Below are 16596 nucleotides of genomic sequence, written 5' to 3' on the forward strand. Positions count from 1 at the left end.
ATGATACAAGTTTGCTGCGAGGCTGATTGGTATCATGCCGGGTAGCCAGGTGAGCTACGTTTGCTCCATCTCTGAATAGCTTTGTAAACTTCAATCCAGCCTACACCAACCAGCGCGGCTAATGCACACCATCCGAACGCCGAAGCTGAAACGGGCGCAAAACCGAACAGTTGCCGCGCGTCTGGTACGAACAGGGTGGTGAGCAGCAGCCCGAACGTCAGGCCCAGCATTAGCGAGAGCACCGGATTCGGCACCCGAATCGTTTGGAAGACCGACTGCGTAAACGACCGGTTTACTAAAGTCAGCATAATATTGCTCAGCACTAACGTCGTGAAAACCAGCGTTCGGACCACCGCGACGGATTCACCCTGCTGCATGGCTGCGTAATAAACGCCCAGCACGGCCAGCGAAATGCCCAGCCCCTGGGCGATACTCCGGCCCAACTCAGGTCCGGCCAGAAAGGTGTCGGTCAGTGGCCGGGGTGGTTTCTGCATCTGCCCGGCTTCGGCGGGTTCATTCTCGAAGGCGATGGAGCAAGTCGGCCCCATCACTAATTCCAGAAAAATGACGTGAATCGGACTGAACAGGTTTTCCAGCTTCCAGTTCGCCAGTAGCGGCACGGCTACGGTCAGAATAATCGGAATATGAATGGATACGACGTAGGCAACGGCTTTTTTGAGGTTCTGATAAATCCGGCGGCCCTGTGCGACGGCCTCGACCATACTGCTCAGGTCGTCGTTGACCAGCACGAGCGATGCTGCCTGACGCGCTACTTCGGTTCCGCGTTTTCCCATTGCCACACCGATATGGGCCGCTTTCAGGGCCGGGCCGTCGTTGACGCCGTCGCCGGTCATCGCGACCACCTCACCGTTTTGCTTCAGGGCGTTCACAACCCGTAGTTTGGCTTCGGGAAACATCCGGGCGAATACGGTCGTTTGCGCGGCCTGCTGCCGCAGCGTCGATTCGTCCATAGCCATCACCTGCTCACCCGTTACAAACCTATCGGCACCCGACAAGCCCACCTGCCGGGCAATGGCCTGGGCTGTTTCGGGGTAATCGCCGGTTATCATTTTCACCTGAATACCCGCATTGGTAAACGCCCGAATGACCGCACCTGCATTCGGTTTGGGTGGATTTTCGAGCGCAATCAATCCCAAAAATGACCAGGTGAACTCGTCCTGACCAGCCGGAAAATCGGGTAGTGAATTCATTCCCTGCGCTACGCCCAACACCCGATAGCCTTCCTGCGAGAGTTGTTTGGTAATGCTGCGTATTCGCTCGGCAACCCCTCCTTCAGGGCGACAGACAGCCAGAATATGCTCAACGGCCCCTTTTCCGGCTACTACCACCTCACCGTTGGGCGACTTACGGACGTGGGTCATCATAGGAGGTGTTCCGGCTAACGGGTATTCCTGTACCATCGGATAGGGGTCGGCGGCTGTTTTTGGGTCAGTTTCAGCGAAGGCCGCAACGATGGCCTGCTCCATCGGGTCGAAAGGGTCGGTTTCGCTGGCCCAGCGGGCATAAGCCAGCACCAATGCGGCTGTCTCAGACAACGTACCCGGCGTGGATTCGCCCGGCAGAGTAACGAGCGAATCTGTCGCGCTATCGTACAATTGCCGAACGCTCATGCCATTCTGGGTTAGGGTGCCGGTTTTATCGGTGCAGATTACCGTAGCCGAGCCGAGACTCTCGACCGTCTGCGGCTGTTTAGTCAATACGCCCATGCGGCTCAGCCGGGCGGCTCCCAGGGCCATAAAACTGCTGAAAGCCACCGGGATTTCTTCGGGCAGGATGGACATCGCCAGCGTCAGGCCGAAGAGCAGGGCCGTGACCCAATCGCCGGAGCGGGCGTAGTTGATACTCCACACCAGCGCGAATGCACCTGCCCCAATCCAGGCCATGCGAATCACAAACTGATTAATCTGTAGTTGGAGGGGCGTTTTTTCGGTCTGTATGGTGGCGATACTGTGCCCAATTCGGCCCAGTTCAGTTTGTCCGCCAACGGCCGTCACGGTTAGCCACGCGCTGCCCGACGTTGTGTTTGTACCCGCATAGACCGGGTCGCCAGGCATTTTGGCGACCGTCACCGACTCGCCAGTCAGAATGGATTCGTCCACTGAAAAGTCGCTGGTCGTATCAATCGTGCCATCAGCCGGAATGCGTCCCCCTTCTTCGACAAGTACCGCATCGCTCACGACAATATCTTCAATTGGGACACTCGTCAGGGTGCCATTTCGCCGAACCTGCGCTTTGGGCTGGGTCAGTTCGCGCAGGGTGCTTAGTGCCCGATTGCTGCGAATGGATTGGTAGACCGAAATTCCTGACACCAATAGCAGAGCCACGATAAGAGTGATGGCTTCTTCAGTCCGGCCCAGACTAAAGTAAATCGTACAGGCTACCAGCAGCAGTAAAAACATCGGCTCACTGACGACTTCTTTCATCGTCACGAATAGGCCCGTGCTGGCATCCGTTGTGAGCACGTTACGTCCGTGTTCAGCCCGCGACCGGGCGACGGCTTCGTCGGTTAGTCCTTGGGCTGGCGGGGTAGCTGTTTGCATAAGTAGACGAGAAATACCGTATCCGGCGAGGTGGTGAAGCAACAGAATCAGCCGCAAATTAACTCAGGTAACCCGGCCTGTTACCTGAGTTAAATCAGAGCCGTCACTGAGTTGAATCATAGGGGAGGCAGCAGGTGGTACGTAGTTTTGTGCTGGCTCTAAACGGAGCTGCTTAAACTCTGATTAGTTATGAAAGCCAGTGAAAAAGTAATGATTACCGACATCACCAGTGCTATTGAATTAACCATGAATCCAGCCGGGGAACAGCCTAAAAAAGTCATTGAAGCGATTGAAAAATCGGCTAAAAAACTGGCGCACAAACTGATTAAGGAACAAAAAGATTGAACAGGCATCTGACATAATGCTTACTTGTACTAACAGGGCTTTCTTATAAAAATGTAGTAACGCCAGCAGAAGTGCATCGATGTGGTGTCGGTTTTGAGAAACCGACACCACATCACTAAGCCCTACCTGGCTGATTAATAATTGGTTAAGTTTTTATAAGAAAACCCTGCTTGTCATAAAACGCTGTTCCCTAAATCGACCAGCGGTATCGTTAACTTAAATAGAGGTAAACCTTAACAAAACGTCATGAAAACAGCAAGAAAAATAGGCATCTGGATGGACCATGCGAGTGCTAAGTTGATGGAATTTACCCGCGACCCGATTGAAGAAACGACCATCGAATCGGAATTTACGCATGATGACAAAGTGCATACCATGAACCGAAGTGAAAACATGATGCACAATAAGGAACAGCATGAAGAAGCGGAGTATTATAAAAAATTAGGCGAGGCTATCCGGCCATACGATGAGGTACTTCTCTTTGGCCCGACGGATGCAAAAATTGAGCTATTCAACCTGTTGAAAGTAGACCATCGCTTCGAAAAAATAAATTTTTACTTAGAGAAAACGGATACGATGACTGACAATCAGCAACATGCTTTTGTTAAAGCGTATTTCTCGTTAGAACCCAAACGCCCGGTAACGACTCTCTAACCAGGGTCAGCTCATGGGGGTCCGACTGAGCCTAATCATACCCTTTACTGAGACAGGTCATGGGTGGCCCAACGGCCCTCCGGTAGCTTTGCCCCGGTAGTAAACAAACCCAAAACGATTATGAAAACCAACGAAAATTTGCAGCAGGACGTTGAGGATGCCATCAAATGGGAGCCATCACTGAACGCAGCCGAAATCGGTGTCACGGCTAAGGATGGCATTGTTACCCTATCCGGCATTGTTAACAGTTATGCCAAAAAATTAGAAGCGGAAGACGCGGCTAAGAATGTAGCCGGTGTAAAAGCGGTGGTCGAAAAAATTGACATTAAGTTTGGTGTCACGGGCGTAAAGAACGATAACGATGTCGCCACCGAAGTAGTCAATGCGTTTAAGTGGAGTTGGGAAGTTCCCGACGACAACGTAAAGGTAAAGGTCGAACACGGCTGGGTTACCCTGGAGGGAGCTGTCGAGTGGAACTATCAGAAGGAAGCTGCCAAAAAAGCGATAAAAAATCTGGCGGGCGTAAAGGGCGTAACCAATAACATCACCATCAAAGCTCAATCCCGCGATGAGATTGAACGGAAAGATATCGAACGCGCATTTGTGCGTAGCTGGGCACTCGATGACCGGGATATTCAGGTTGAGGTTTCAGGCAATCGAGTGACGCTCAATGGTACCGTCGATTCACTGTACCAGAAGGACGAAGCCGGACGAATCGCCTGGAATGCACCGGGTGTCTGGAATGTTGATAATGAACTGGTTATTGATTAAATGACAGATAGGAACGGGCAGTAAAACGGGATGATACTCTTTCCGCTTTATTGCCCGTTCCTATCTAATTAGTGCCTGTAGCGGGTAAAATCAAGCATATCTATACCGAGCCAATGTTTGAGAACCCCACAGAAAGATGACAACAACACCAGTGAGGGCAAGGAGTGAATAGTGAATACCGGGATAATCGACTAATGGATTATGGTACTGATCTTTGGGGAATAAAACCCGGCCAATGTTAGCCATCGAATCAAAGACAATGCACGCAAATACACTACCGCCCGTGTTGTTATAAAGCCAGACGATAAGTACCCGCACACCAACCGTACCCAGCGTTCCCCAGGCTATCCATTGCCACTCGTAACCAAGCCAAGCGCAAAAACCAGCAAAAAGAACGTAAACGATTTCATAGCCGGAAACTAATCACAGGGCCAGCCGCCACCAGCCGTACACATCCTGATACACCTGCACCGCTCCGGCTTCGTCCATATCCACGAGGCTATAGGTTATGATAACTGGAACATCAACAGGCAATTGTATCGTTTTTGGACGGGCGTTTATGGGACACTTGGTCAGATAATCGGGACCAAAGCGGGTATAACCCAACAGCAGGTTGGCCAGTTCAGCGGGCTTTTCGACCCGGATGCACCCGTGGCTCAACTGCCGATTCTGCTTTGTGAAGGCCTGTCGGGCATTGGTATCGTGCAGATAAATGTCGTAAGGGCTGGCCACATTGAACCTCAACACGCCCAGGGCGTTGTCGCAGCCGGTCGATTGTCGCAGTCGATACGGAAATGAACCTGTCTGGACGGACCTGGCTGGAACCGTCCAGTTAATGGTCTTTGGGTCCACTATCTGCCCGTTCGCATTGATGACCTGTAAGTTCATGGCCTCCAGCATGGCGGCTGGATTTTTTCGGATTTTGGGCAGTAGCTCCCTCACCATAATCGAGTGCGGCACGTTCCAGTACGGATACAGGACTACGCTGGGAATGAGGGCCGTAAACAGGGGCGTTGGCGTATCGGCTTTTCCCACAACAACCCGGCTGCTGAACAAGGTAGTACCCTGCCGGTCGATGACCCGCAGGGTGGCCGAGGGAATATTGACGATGACACGTTTGTCGGCGGCAAAGCGGTTTAGCCAGCGGTACGTGTTGAGCGTTTCCTGCACCTGTTCAATCGTGAGCGAGTCAGCCATGTAATCATCGACCAGACAGCGCATACAGTAGGCGGTCAACTGACGATAGTGCCGATCAGGCGATTCGAGCGAATCCAGCAACGGGCACCAGTCGGCTCCTGACAGAAATTGGTGATTCAGTCGATTGATGCGTACTGTATCAAGGCGCTCGGCTACCCCCTGGTAACTCATCCGCCGGGGTGTCCGGCCATAAACAATCTGGGTAAAATAGCGGGTCACACAAGCCGAATCGGGTTGGGCGCACAGGCTGTCCACGCCGATGGCATGGGCGTACTGACGCAGCCGGGACCAATCATCGGCCATCTGGGCATCCACCGGGCGGTTAGGTACATACAGCAGTGAAATAAGCAGGAGTAGACGCATAGGTGACAGCCGGTACGGTGAGCTTAACGATGGACAAAGGTGCAGCCTGCCCGATGCCCCGCCCGTGATGGCCATCAGCCCCTGACCTGAGTTCAATCAGCCCGTTGACTGATGAGCGTCATGCATCGACCCGCCCTTACTGACCACCTTTGTCGTATCCTTTCACGCGTGAGCCTAATTCACCTAAAAACCCTGCTATGACCACGATTTTAGTCGCCACTGATTTTTCGGCCAATGCCCACTGGGCGACGGACTATGCCCTCGAACTGGCCAACCAACTCCACACGCGCTTAGTCATTATTCATGCCTACGATCCGAATCCCAACACGTTTTCGGACGGGATAGCCGCTACGACTGAAGGACAGCAATTTTTGGCGATGCGCCACCTTAGTAAGCTTCGATCCCAGATGATGCGGGTAACCAAAGGCAGCGTCGAGGTTGAAGTGGTGGCCCGACCTGGTTCAGCGGTTGCCAGCCTTGTCGAGGAAGCGGCCAACCAAAAAGCCGACCTGCTGGTGATGGGTGTAGTGGGCGATGAGCCGTTAAAAGCCCGTCGATTAGGCAGTTTAGCCACCGGCATGATTCCCCAAACCTCGATACCGATGCTGCTGATACCACCCGGTGCGGTTTTTCAAAAACCGCAAACGATAGTGCTGGCCGTTGACCTGTCTCAACCCCTCAATACTCTGTCCATCGATACGGCCCGGCAATTTGCCCGCATTCTTCAGGCATCAGTTGATATCATCTGCATCGAAGATGAACCCGACGAAGCGCAGCAAATAGCCGCCCGCCACATGCAGGATTTATTCCGGGATCAGCCCCATACGTTCCGCTTTGTGCCCGGTTACGATATCGCCACTGCCCTCGACACGTATTTGAGCCAGCACAAAGCCGACCTGCTTATTCTCCTGCCAGGGCCGCACAGTCGACTTCGCCTGTTTCTACTTGAATCCGACACTCAGGAAGTGGCCCGATTGGCCACCATACCCGTGCTGGCGGCCGTTTAATGCCTTAATCATCTGCTTTTTAAGACCCATCAACCGATGAAAAAGATTCTTTTGCTGACCGACTTTTCGGAAGCCTCCCGCAATGCGCTCAAGTTTGCCCACTCATTCTTCGGCGATACCGTTGCCGACTTTCACCTGTTGTGTGTTCACCCGGTAGATCCTAAGAGCAAACACAATCCCCTGCTCGTCGTTGAAAGGCCCCGTTCGCCCTATGCCGATCAGCTTCAGGAGGTGGTGACCGAGTTGCGCCGGGAGGCCACCAATGACTGGCATACGTTCCGCTCGTCGGCCTGGCCAGGGCAGTTATTGGAAGTAGCCGAACAGTTGCTTGACGCGGAGGTGTATGATTTTGTGGTCATTGGGGTCGATCAGGATGACACTAACGGCTTGTTTGGCAACAGCGCCATCGCCCTGATTCGTCAGCTTAAGGTGAATATACTGGTGGTGCCCGTCGACGCCAGCGCTCCATCGATCCGCCAGGTGGTGCTGGCGGCTGACTTTGCCAATCTGAAAAACGCCAAACTACTCAGTCCCGTCAAGGACTTCGTAACGCTCAAACGGGCAGACCTCACCCTGCTCACCATCGATACGCCCGGCAAAAAAGTCATCCCTGTGGATCAGGAAATCCACCTCCGGCAGTTTTTGACTCCCATCAAACCCAGCGTAGCCCGTTTGCAGGCACCGACTGCCAAACAGGGCATTGACGACTACTTAGCCGGGCATTCGGTCGATCTGCTGGTTACTATTCCCCGTCCCATCGAATGGGCTGATGCGATGCCCGAGAGCAGCGTAACCCGTTCGCTGGCCTTCACACCCGCCGTTACCCTCCTGACGCTTTACGATGACGGCAGTACCGATTTGCCCCAACAAATTGAAGACCTGTCAACGGCAGCTTATGTCCCTTCGAGTGTTTCTGTGATAGCTACATCTGCCTTATGAAGATTCATCTCTAACCTGATTTAATCATGGCTAACGATCCCAAGAATGCGAAGAAAGCAGCGACCAAAGCCGCTAAAGTGGCAGGCGTGGCTAAAGTGCCCAAGTATGCCCAACGGGAAGCAGATTCGACACCACAACCCCTCAAACCTGCTCCCAAAGGGAATAAATGACAGCAGTACAGGAACACATTTTGACCGTCAATGGGGGTTCATCAAGCATTAAGTTCGCGGTCTATCAAGCGGGCGAATCCCTTAAAAGCGTTCAATCCGGGCATATTGACCGGATTGGCCTGCCCGGTACGACGCTGACGTTTGCCGCCACCACTTCTCAACAACCGACTATTTGCCCAGTCGATGCCGCCGATTATCCGACAGCGGTGACTTTTCTGGTCGACTGGCTGGAGAAGCAACCGGTTTTTAGTTCAGTCAAGTCAGTTGGGCACCGTGTCGTTCATGGCATGATGCACACTAAGCCGGAACGCATTACGCCTGAGTTGGTAGCTGAACTCCAACGCATTAGTGCCTATGATCCCGATCACCTGCCCGGTGAACTGGCCCTGATCGAAGCCTTTCGACAGCGGTATCCGAACCTTCTCCAGATTGCCTGCTTCGATACGGCTTTTCATCAGACAATGCCACGCGTGGCTCAGCTACTGCCCATTCCCCGGCGATTCGATGCGAAAGGCATCCGGCGCTACGGATTTCATGGCCTATCCTACGCGTATCTGCTGGAAGAACTCACTCGAATTGCTGGTGTGGAGACGGCGGAAGGCCGGGTTATCCTGGCACACTTAGGCAGTGGAGCGAGTTTGGCGGCTGTTCGGAATGGGAAAAGCAGCGACACCAGCATGGGTTTTACGCCCACGGGTGGTTTGCCGATGGGAACGCGAACGGGCGACCTTGATCCGGGGGTAGCCTGGTACCTGATGCAGTCGGAGCAATTGACTCCAGAGCAGTTCAACCACCTCATCAATCACGAATCGGGCTTGCTTGGAGTATCGGAAACGAGTTCCGATATGCGGGATTTGCTGGAACGACAGTCGGGCGATCTTCGGGCGGCTGAAGCGGTCGAGCTGTTTTGTTACCAAACTAAGAAAGGAATTGGTGCTTTTTCAGCCGTACTCGGCGGACTGGAAACGCTGGTATTTTCGGGCGGCATCGGAGAGAAGGCCCCCGAAATACGCGCCCGCATTTGCAGTGGCCTGGAATTTCTGGGTATTGACATAGATAAACACCGAAATGGGGTCAATGCGGGCGTGATTTCCACTAACTCCAGCCAGGTCACCGTCCGCGTCATTCCGACCGATGAGGAGCAACTGATTGCCCAATTGGTCTATGGGCTTTTGAAGCCGACAATTGATAAGAAAAACTAACTCAACCGAATGAAAAAATGGAGACCATCGTCAGTCAACAACCGAAACAAAACAACGTAACCGATACACCGCTGTCAACGCTGCAGCTCCAACGAATACACGCTTACTGGCGGGCTGCCAACTACCTGTCGGTTGGCCAGATGTACCTGCGCGACAATCCATTGCTTCGTGAACCCCTCTTACTGGAACATATCAAGCCCGTGCTGCTGGGACACTGGGGCACCACACCGGGGCAAAACTTCATCTATGCCCACCTGAACCGGGTCATCAAAACCGATGACCTCGACATGATTTACATTGCCGGTCCCGGCCACGGTGGTCCGGCGGTAGTAGCCAATACCTACCTCGAAGGCACCTATAGCGAGGTTTACCCCGCTATTAGTCCCGATGAAGCCGGATTGAAAAAGCTGTTCAAGCAGTTCTCATCCCCCGGCGGCATTTCGAGTCATGCGTCGCCCCAAATCCCTGGCTCCATTCACGAAGGGGGCGAGTTGGGCTATTCCCTGAGTCATGCCTTTGGGGCCGTCTTCGACAATCCCGACCTGATTGTTGCCTGTGTGATTGGCGATGGTGAAGCCGAAACCGGCCCGCTGGCCACCGCCTGGCATTCCAATAAGTTTCTCAGTCCGATTAGCGATGGGGCCGTACTGCCGATTCTGCACCTGAATGGCTACAAAATCGCCAATCCGACGGTGCTGGCCCGTATTAGCCACGAAGAATTGGACCAACTCCTGCGCGGCTATGGCTGGACACCGTATTATGTGGAAGGCCACGACCCGGAACTCATGCACCAGGCAATGGCCGCTGCGATGGATAAGGCCATTACCCAAATCAACCAAATTCAACAAAATGCCCGAATAGAAGGCGATACGACGCGTCCCCGCTGGCCAATGATTGTTCTCCGGTCACCAAAGGGCTGGACGGGACCAAAAGTGGTCGATGGGCGGCCCAACGAAGGCACCTTCCGGTCGCACCAGGTTCCCCTTTCCGTGTCGGCCACCACACCCCCGGAGCATCTGGCCCAACTGGAAAGCTGGCTACGCAGCTACAAACCCGACGAGCTTTTCGATGAACAGGGTCGGCTGTTGCCCGAACTGGCGGGACTCGCCCCGCAAGGCAACCGGCGGATGGGAGCCAATCCCCAGGCGAATGGAGGTCTGTTACTGCGCGACCTGCACCTGCCGGCTTTCGGTGAGTATGCAGTCGGTGTGCCATCGCCGGGAGCAGCAAAAGCCAGTGATACAAACGTGGTTGGGCAATTTCTGCGCGACATCCTCCGGCAGAATCAAACTCCGCGAAACTTTAGACTCTTTGGCCCCGACGAGACCCTGTCCAATCGACTGGAAGCCGTTTTTGAGGGAACCAATCGGCAGTGGAATGTCCAGACCGCTGAGAACGACGAGTTTCTGGCCGCCACGGGTGGTGTCATGGAAATGCTCAGCGAACATCAGTGCGAAGGTTGGCTGGAAGGGTATCTGCTGACCGGGCGGCATGGCCTGTTCAACTCCTACGAAGCATTCATCCACATTGTCGATTCGATGGTCAATCAGCACGCCAAATGGTTGAAGATGACACGGGAAATCCCGTGGCGGAGGCCCATCGCTTCGTTGAACTTTCTGCTGACGTCCACCGTCTGGCGACAGGACCATAACGGCTTCACCCACCAGGACCCCGGCTTTATGGATCACGTCATCAACAAAAAAGCCGATATCGTGCGCGTCTATTTGCCCCCCGATGCGAACTGTTTACTATCGGTGATGGATCACTGCCTGCGCTCCCGGCACTACGTGAACGTGATTGTAGCGGGCAAGCACCCGGCCCCCCAATGGCTGACGATGGACGCGGCCACGAAGCACTGTACGGAAGGCATTGGGATCTGGCCCTGGGCGAGCAATGATCAGGGCATTGAACCGGACGTGGTGATGGCCTGCTGTGGCGATGTGCCAACGCTCGAAACGCTGGCGGCTGTTTCCATCCTGCGGGAGCATTTGCCCAGCCTCAAAATCCGGGTGATCAATGTCGTCGATCTGCTGAAACTACAGCGCCATACCGAGCACCCGCACGGCCTGAATGACGCCGATTACGATGCCCTGTTTACGCGGGACAAGCCCGTTATTTTTGCGTTTCATGGCTACCCCTGGCTGGTGCATCGGTTAACCTACAACCGCGCTAATAACAGCCACCTGCACGTGCGCGGCTATAAAGAAGAAGGCACCATCACGACGGCCTTCGACATGACGGTACTGAACGAACTGGATCGCTTCCATTTAGTGATGGACGTACTGGATCGCCTGCCCCAATTGGGCAACACGGGCGCTTACCTGAAACAACTGCTGAAAGATAAACTCATCGAACACAAACAGTACATTGGTAGGAATGGGGAAGACATGCCCGAAATTCAGAACTGGACCTGGACGAGCCAAAAACAGCATGACGAACAAACCTAAAATGCCCCAGCCCGATTCTGCCCCCGGTAAGGCTCACCAGTCCATGCATCATACTGGCGTGCATTTTGAGTCGATGGATCACAGCAACATGGGTCATGGTGAAATGGCCGGTCATAATGTGCACGGAGGACACGACCATGGGGTCATGATCAACGATTTTCTGAGCCGGTTCTGGGTGTGTCTTGTGCTGTCGGTGCCAGTCGTCGTGCTGTCGATGATGTTCCGGAATCTGACGGGCTATCATCTCGATTTTCCGTTTCGCAACCCCGTTATGCTGATCTTGGCCACGGTTATTTACGGCTATGGCGGCTGGCCGTTTCTGACCGGAATGAGTGGCGAATTACGTACCCGAAAACCCGGAATGATGACCCTGGTGGCGATAGCCGTTACTACGGCCTACGTCTATAGCGTGGTCGTCTCGGTGGGATGGTTGCGGGGCGAGGACTTCTTTTTTGAACTGGCTACCCTGATCGACATTATGTTGCTGGGGCATTATTTCGAGATGAAATCGGTAGCCGGGGCGTCGCATTCGCTGGAACTGATCGTACAGATGCTGCCGTCGGATGCCCACAAAATCGACGGCACTAAAATCAACGACGTAAAAGTCGCGATGTTAACCATTGGCGATGTCGTACTGGTCCGGCCAGGTGAGCGCGTCCCCACCGACGGCGAGGTTATTGAAGGCGACAGTGCCGTCGATGAGAGTATGCTGACGGGTGAAAGTGTACCAGTCCAGAAAACTGCCCGCGATACCGTTATTGCCGGAGCGGTCAACAGCGAGGGGTCACTCACCATCAGGGTGACACACAAGGGCGAAGACAGCTACCTCAACAAAGTGGTGAAGATGGTCGGGGAGGCTCAGAACGCCAAGTCGCAGACGCAGACCCTGGCCGACCGGGCAGCGGGCTGGCTAACGCTGCTATCGCTATCGGTGGGTTTGCTAACACTGGTGGCCTGGCTTTGGGCAGGAAAGGACGTGGCCTTTGCCATCGAAAGAATGGTTACGGTCATGGTCACTGCCTGTCCGCACGCGCTGGGGGTGGCGATTCCACTCGTAGTAGCCATTTCGACCGGCATTTCGGCCCAAAAGGGTTTGCTTATTCGTAACCGAACTGCCTTTGAAGAAGCCCGCAAAATTACGGCAATGGTATTCGACAAAACCGGTACCCTGACCGAAGGGGCATTCGGCATTACCCGCATTAGTGTACTCGCTGCGGAGATGGATGAAATGACCCTGCTGGGTATTACCGCATCCCTGGAACAACAATCCCAACACCCCATTGCACAGGGTATCGTCCGGGAAGCGAAGAAACGCAACCTGGATTTACCCGCCATCCAGGATTTTCAGTCCATCACTGGCAAAGGCGTTTCGGCTACCGTGAATGGTCGGCGGGTCGTCGTCGTCAGTCCCGGTTATCTGAAAGAAAAAGGAATTGAATTACCAAAGGATTCATTTAGTGATGTAGCTGAAACGGTGGTTTTTGTGCTGATCGACGACAAACTGACAGGCTACGTGGCCCTGGCCGACCGAATCCGGGATGATTCCAAAGAGGCAGTCCGTCGATTGCAGGAGTCGGGTATTAAGGTTTACATGGCGACCGGCGATAACCAGAAAGTAGCCGATTCGGTGGCGAAAGTACTGAGTCTGGACGGTGTTTATGCCGAGGTTTTGCCCGACCAGAAAGTAACCCTTATGAAAGACTTACAGGCGCTGGGTCAGTTCGTGGCCATGACCGGCGACGGGGTGAATGATGCCCCGGCTCTAACGCAGGCCAACGTAGGGATCGCCGTTGGTTCCGGTACCGATGTGGCCGCCGAAACCGCCGACATTATTCTGGTCAACAGCAAACCCACCGACATCACAAACCTGGTCGATTTCGGCAAAGCCACCTACCGCAAAATGATTCAGAACCTGTTCTGGGCCACGGGCTACAACATCATTGCCATTCCGCTGGCCGCTGGTGTGCTGTACCCGCATTTTGTGCTCAGCCCGGCCGTGGGAGCTGTATTGATGAGTGCCAGTACCGTCATTGTCGCCCTGAACGCGCAGTTGCTGAGACGGTCGTTGAGGTAAGGCCCAGTGGAATGCATGACAACGATTGGCTCCTGGGCTGACTGTAATCATACCGGGTCGACGGGCTGTTATCTACGTTTGTCTTCTTATCATTTACTATTCCCAATGATGATTCCAACAACAATGAAGGCAGCGGTCCTGCATGGGTATGGCCAGCCGTTACAGATTGAGCAGGTCCCCGTCCCGTCCGTAGGCCCCGGACAGATTTTGGTGCAGGTAGCGGCCTGTGGTGTTTGTCATACCGATCTGCACGCCATCGATGGCGACTGGCCGGTTAAAGCGACACTCCCCCTCATTCCTGGCCATGAAGGGGTGGGCACGGTCGTGGCTGCGGGCGCAGGCGTCACCCATGTCCGCGAGGGTGACCGGGTGGGTGTGCCCTGGCTATATACGGCCTGCGGGCACTGCGAATACTGTTATTCAGGCTGGGAGACCCTGTGCCACGCCCAGCAAAATACCGGCTATTCGGTTCAGGGCAGTTTCGCCGAGTATGTCCTGGCAGATCCGGCTTACGTCGGCCTTATTCCCAATGCCCTGTCGTTTATGGAAGCGGCCCCTATTCTGTGTGCGGGGGTCACGGTGTATAAAGGGCTGAAAGAGACGGAAGTCAAACCAGGTGAATGGGTCGTCATCTCCGGCATTGGCGGCTTAGGGCATTTAGCCGTTCAATATGCCAAAGCCATGGGTATGCACGTAGTTGCCGTTGACATCAGCCCCGAAAAACTCCGGTTAGCGCAGGAAGTGGGAGCCGATGTAGTCATCGACGCCACGCAAGAAGATCCCGCTGCGGTCGTTCAGGCCAAATTGGGCGGGGCACAGGGTGTTTTGGTGACGGCGGTCTCGCGAACGGCTTTTGCCCAGGGGGTTGGCATGTTACGTCGGCGGGGAACGCTGGCCTTAGTTGGCCTGCCACCGGGCGACTTTGCTATCAATATTTTCGATGTCACGCTGAACCGAAAAACCATTCGGGGGTCTATCGTTGGCACGCGCCAGGACCTGACGGAAAGTTTAGCCTTTGCCGCTGACGGAAAGGTTAAGGTTCACTACCATACCGAGCGGCTCGAAAACATCAATCAGGTTTTCACGAACCTGAAAGCGGGCCAGATCGAAGGACGAATTGTTCTTGTCTTAGCCTGAAATCGAATGATTGTGCGGGTACCATCGAATACCCATGACAACAGGAGTAGGGAAACTTGTGCCTTTTCGTATCTTGGCATGACTTCAGCCATAAGCTCGTCAACCTATAAATGGTACGTATCAGTCCTTCCTGAAATCTGGGCTGGAATGGATTATGCCTCCCTAAAAGGCACTTGTTGAATTCACTGGTGATCTCTTCCCGAGAATCCCGTATAGAAAAATCCTGATTCACCGATCCATTCCCTGAAGCCATTTCACTCCTATAATCGTCAACTCGTATGGGAAAGCAAACTGCAACGCTTCCAGTTGTCAATGCGCAGGCCGCTGGCATTGATATTGGCTCCCGCAACCATTGGGTAGCCGTCGATCAGAATAAAGAAAACGTAAAATCGTTTGGCGTTTATACCCAGGACCATCAACTGCTTATTGACCATTTGCGGCAGTATGGTATTATATCAGTAGCGATGGAAAGCACCGGCAGTTACTGGCAAACCCTGTTCAATGCTTTACAGAAAGCGGGCTTTGACGTGCTATTAGTAGGCGGTAGCCAGACTAAAAATGTACAGGGGCGTAAAACCGATGTCATTGATTGTCTGTGGATTCAACGGCTCCACTCCCTAGGCTTGTTGTCCGGTAGTTTTTTACTGAGCGATACGCTCCAGGAACTGCGCACTTACTACTATCATCGTCAGCACGTCATCGAACAGCAGGCTACCTATATCCACAAAATGCAGAAAGCGCTTCGATTGATGAATATTCGCCTGGATGTAGCCATTCGCGACATCACGGGTAAATCCGGCCTGGCCATCATTGAAGCGATTCTGGCTGGCAACCGCGATCCGCATGAATTAGCCTCTCTGGTAGACATTCGTATGAAAAAATCCAAAGAGGAAATCGCCCAATCCCTCCAGGGATGGTGGCGAGCGGAACAATTGTTTGAATTGCAGGCGTCCCTGGATTTTTATAAGCTCTACCAGAAAGCGCTGCTGGACTGTGATAGGGTCATCGAAGAGGCCCTACGTCGCAGTGTACCTGCGGAGCCCGTTTCGAAACCAGTCGAAAAAATACCGTCAGAAAACAAAAAGAAGAGCAGCAAGAATATGCCTGCTTTCAACGTTTCCCAGATTGCTCTGACTTATTTTCAAACCGATCTGTTTGCCATCTCTGGCATTAGTCATAGTACGGTGCTTTGTCTGATGACCACTTTGGGCAAGGATATCCATAAGTTTGCCTCAGCCAAAAGCTTTGCCAGTTGGCTGCGGTTAGTGCCCAACAATAAAATCAGCGGTGGACGTATCCTTAGTCATCGTACACCCGCTGGGAAATCCTATATCGCTACGGCCTTACGGCAGGCGGCTAACTCGATTGGCAATCAGGCTAATCATGAACTGAGTGGCTTCTTCAAACGAATTGCCTATAAGAAAGGGCGAGTCGCAGCCATCACCGCTACCGCCCGAAAACTGGCGATGATTATTTGGAACATGATTACTAAAGTGGAGCCTTACCGGAAAAGTCAGGTCAAAGACATAGCTCAAAAAACGAGGGAAGCTAACGTACGGCAAGTAAAACGGCGTTTGACGGCTCTGAATTTAAGTCAAGACGAATTGAGTAGACTGTTTTCAAACTATTATATATCAGTAAGTTAAGTGGGTGTTGTATAGAAATATTGACCATCTCGCCAACTCAACCGAGTCGGAAGGGCAGTCCCGACACTCGATTGTCTCGACAG

13 protein-coding genes are annotated in these 16596 nt (G+C 53.5%); 11 read left to right on the forward strand and 2 right to left on the reverse strand.

Translation table 11 applies throughout. The features are described from left to right. Nucleotides 1–32: 32 nt before the first annotated feature. A complete protein-coding gene (locus ACYVI1_RS18635) occupies nt 33–2618 on the reverse strand; it encodes a cation-translocating P-type ATPase (protein WP_460912247.1) in 2586 nt (861 codons plus the stop codon). A 132-nt stretch (nt 2619–2750) separates the two neighbouring features. Between ACYVI1_RS18635 and ACYVI1_RS18640 the strand changes: the two genes are divergently transcribed. The 3 genes from ACYVI1_RS18640 to ACYVI1_RS18650 all read left to right on the forward strand — a co-directional run bounded on the left by ACYVI1_RS18640 (nt 2751) and on the right by ACYVI1_RS18650 (nt 4331). Further along, on the forward strand, nt 2751–2906 hold the full coding sequence (locus tag ACYVI1_RS18640) for a hypothetical protein (protein ID WP_460912248.1): 156 nt from the start codon (nt 2751–2753) through the stop codon (nt 2904–2906). Nucleotides 2907–3152: 246 nt separating this feature from the next. Continuing rightward, nucleotides 3153–3560 carry a hypothetical protein gene (locus ACYVI1_RS18645; RefSeq protein ID WP_460912249.1) on the forward strand — a complete coding sequence of 136 codons (408 nt, stop codon included), beginning with the start codon at nt 3153–3155 and terminating at the stop codon, nt 3558–3560. Between the two features lie 120 nt (nt 3561–3680). Continuing rightward, complete coding sequence (locus tag ACYVI1_RS18650; RefSeq protein ID WP_460912250.1) at nt 3681–4331, forward strand: BON domain-containing protein; 651 nt, start codon at nt 3681–3683, stop codon at nt 4329–4331. Between the two features lie 423 nt (nt 4332–4754). On the opposite strand, the gene ACYVI1_RS18655 is transcribed toward ACYVI1_RS18650, so the two are convergent. Then, on the reverse strand, nt 4755–5891 hold the full coding sequence (locus ACYVI1_RS18655; protein ID WP_460912251.1) for a L,D-transpeptidase family protein: 1137 nt from the start codon (nt 5889–5891) through the stop codon (nt 4755–4757). A 197-nt stretch (nt 5892–6088) separates the two neighbouring features. On the opposite strand from ACYVI1_RS18655, the gene ACYVI1_RS18660 reads away from it, so the two are divergent. From ACYVI1_RS18660 to ACYVI1_RS18695, 8 genes are all read left to right on the forward strand, one after another. After that, a complete protein-coding gene (locus ACYVI1_RS18660) occupies nt 6089–6898 on the forward strand; it encodes a universal stress protein (RefSeq protein ID WP_460912252.1) in 810 nt (269 codons plus the stop codon). A 36-nt stretch (nt 6899–6934) separates the two neighbouring features. After that, entirely contained in the window at nt 6935–7837 is a 903-nt protein-coding gene (locus ACYVI1_RS18665; RefSeq protein ID WP_460912253.1) for a universal stress protein, read from the forward strand. Between the two features lie 26 nt (nt 7838–7863). Then, nucleotides 7864–8007, forward strand: coding sequence for a hypothetical protein (locus tag ACYVI1_RS18670; RefSeq protein ID WP_460912254.1), 144 nt, complete (start codon nt 7864–7866; stop codon nt 8005–8007). Next, nucleotides 8004–9209 carry an acetate/propionate family kinase gene (locus tag ACYVI1_RS18675; RefSeq protein ID WP_460912255.1) on the forward strand — a complete coding sequence of 402 codons (1206 nt, stop codon included), beginning with the start codon at nt 8004–8006 and terminating at the stop codon, nt 9207–9209. Before ACYVI1_RS18670 ends, ACYVI1_RS18675 begins: the two co-directional genes overlap by 4 nt. A gap of 17 nt (nt 9210–9226) precedes the next feature. Beyond that, the gene (locus ACYVI1_RS18680; protein ID WP_460912256.1) at nt 9227–11656 is read left to right on the forward strand and encodes a phosphoketolase family protein; all 2430 of its coding nucleotides are present in this window, start codon (nt 9227–9229) and stop codon (nt 11654–11656) included. Between the two features lie 88 nt (nt 11657–11744). Continuing rightward, the gene (locus ACYVI1_RS18685; protein ID WP_460912342.1) at nt 11745–13730 is read left to right on the forward strand and encodes a heavy metal translocating P-type ATPase; all 1986 of its coding nucleotides are present in this window, start codon (nt 11745–11747) and stop codon (nt 13728–13730) included. A 123-nt stretch (nt 13731–13853) separates the two neighbouring features. Next, nucleotides 13854–14867 (forward strand): alcohol dehydrogenase AdhP, encoded by a 1014-nt coding sequence (gene adhP / locus ACYVI1_RS18690; protein ID WP_460912257.1) that lies wholly within the window; start codon nt 13854–13856, stop codon nt 14865–14867. A gap of 278 nt (nt 14868–15145) precedes the next feature. Beyond that, on the forward strand, nt 15146–16513 hold the full coding sequence (locus ACYVI1_RS18695; RefSeq protein WP_460912258.1) for an IS110 family RNA-guided transposase: 1368 nt from the start codon (nt 15146–15148) through the stop codon (nt 16511–16513). The last annotated feature ends 83 nt before the right edge of the window (nt 16514–16596 follow it).

It is taken from the genome of Spirosoma areae (genome assembly GCF_054781775.1).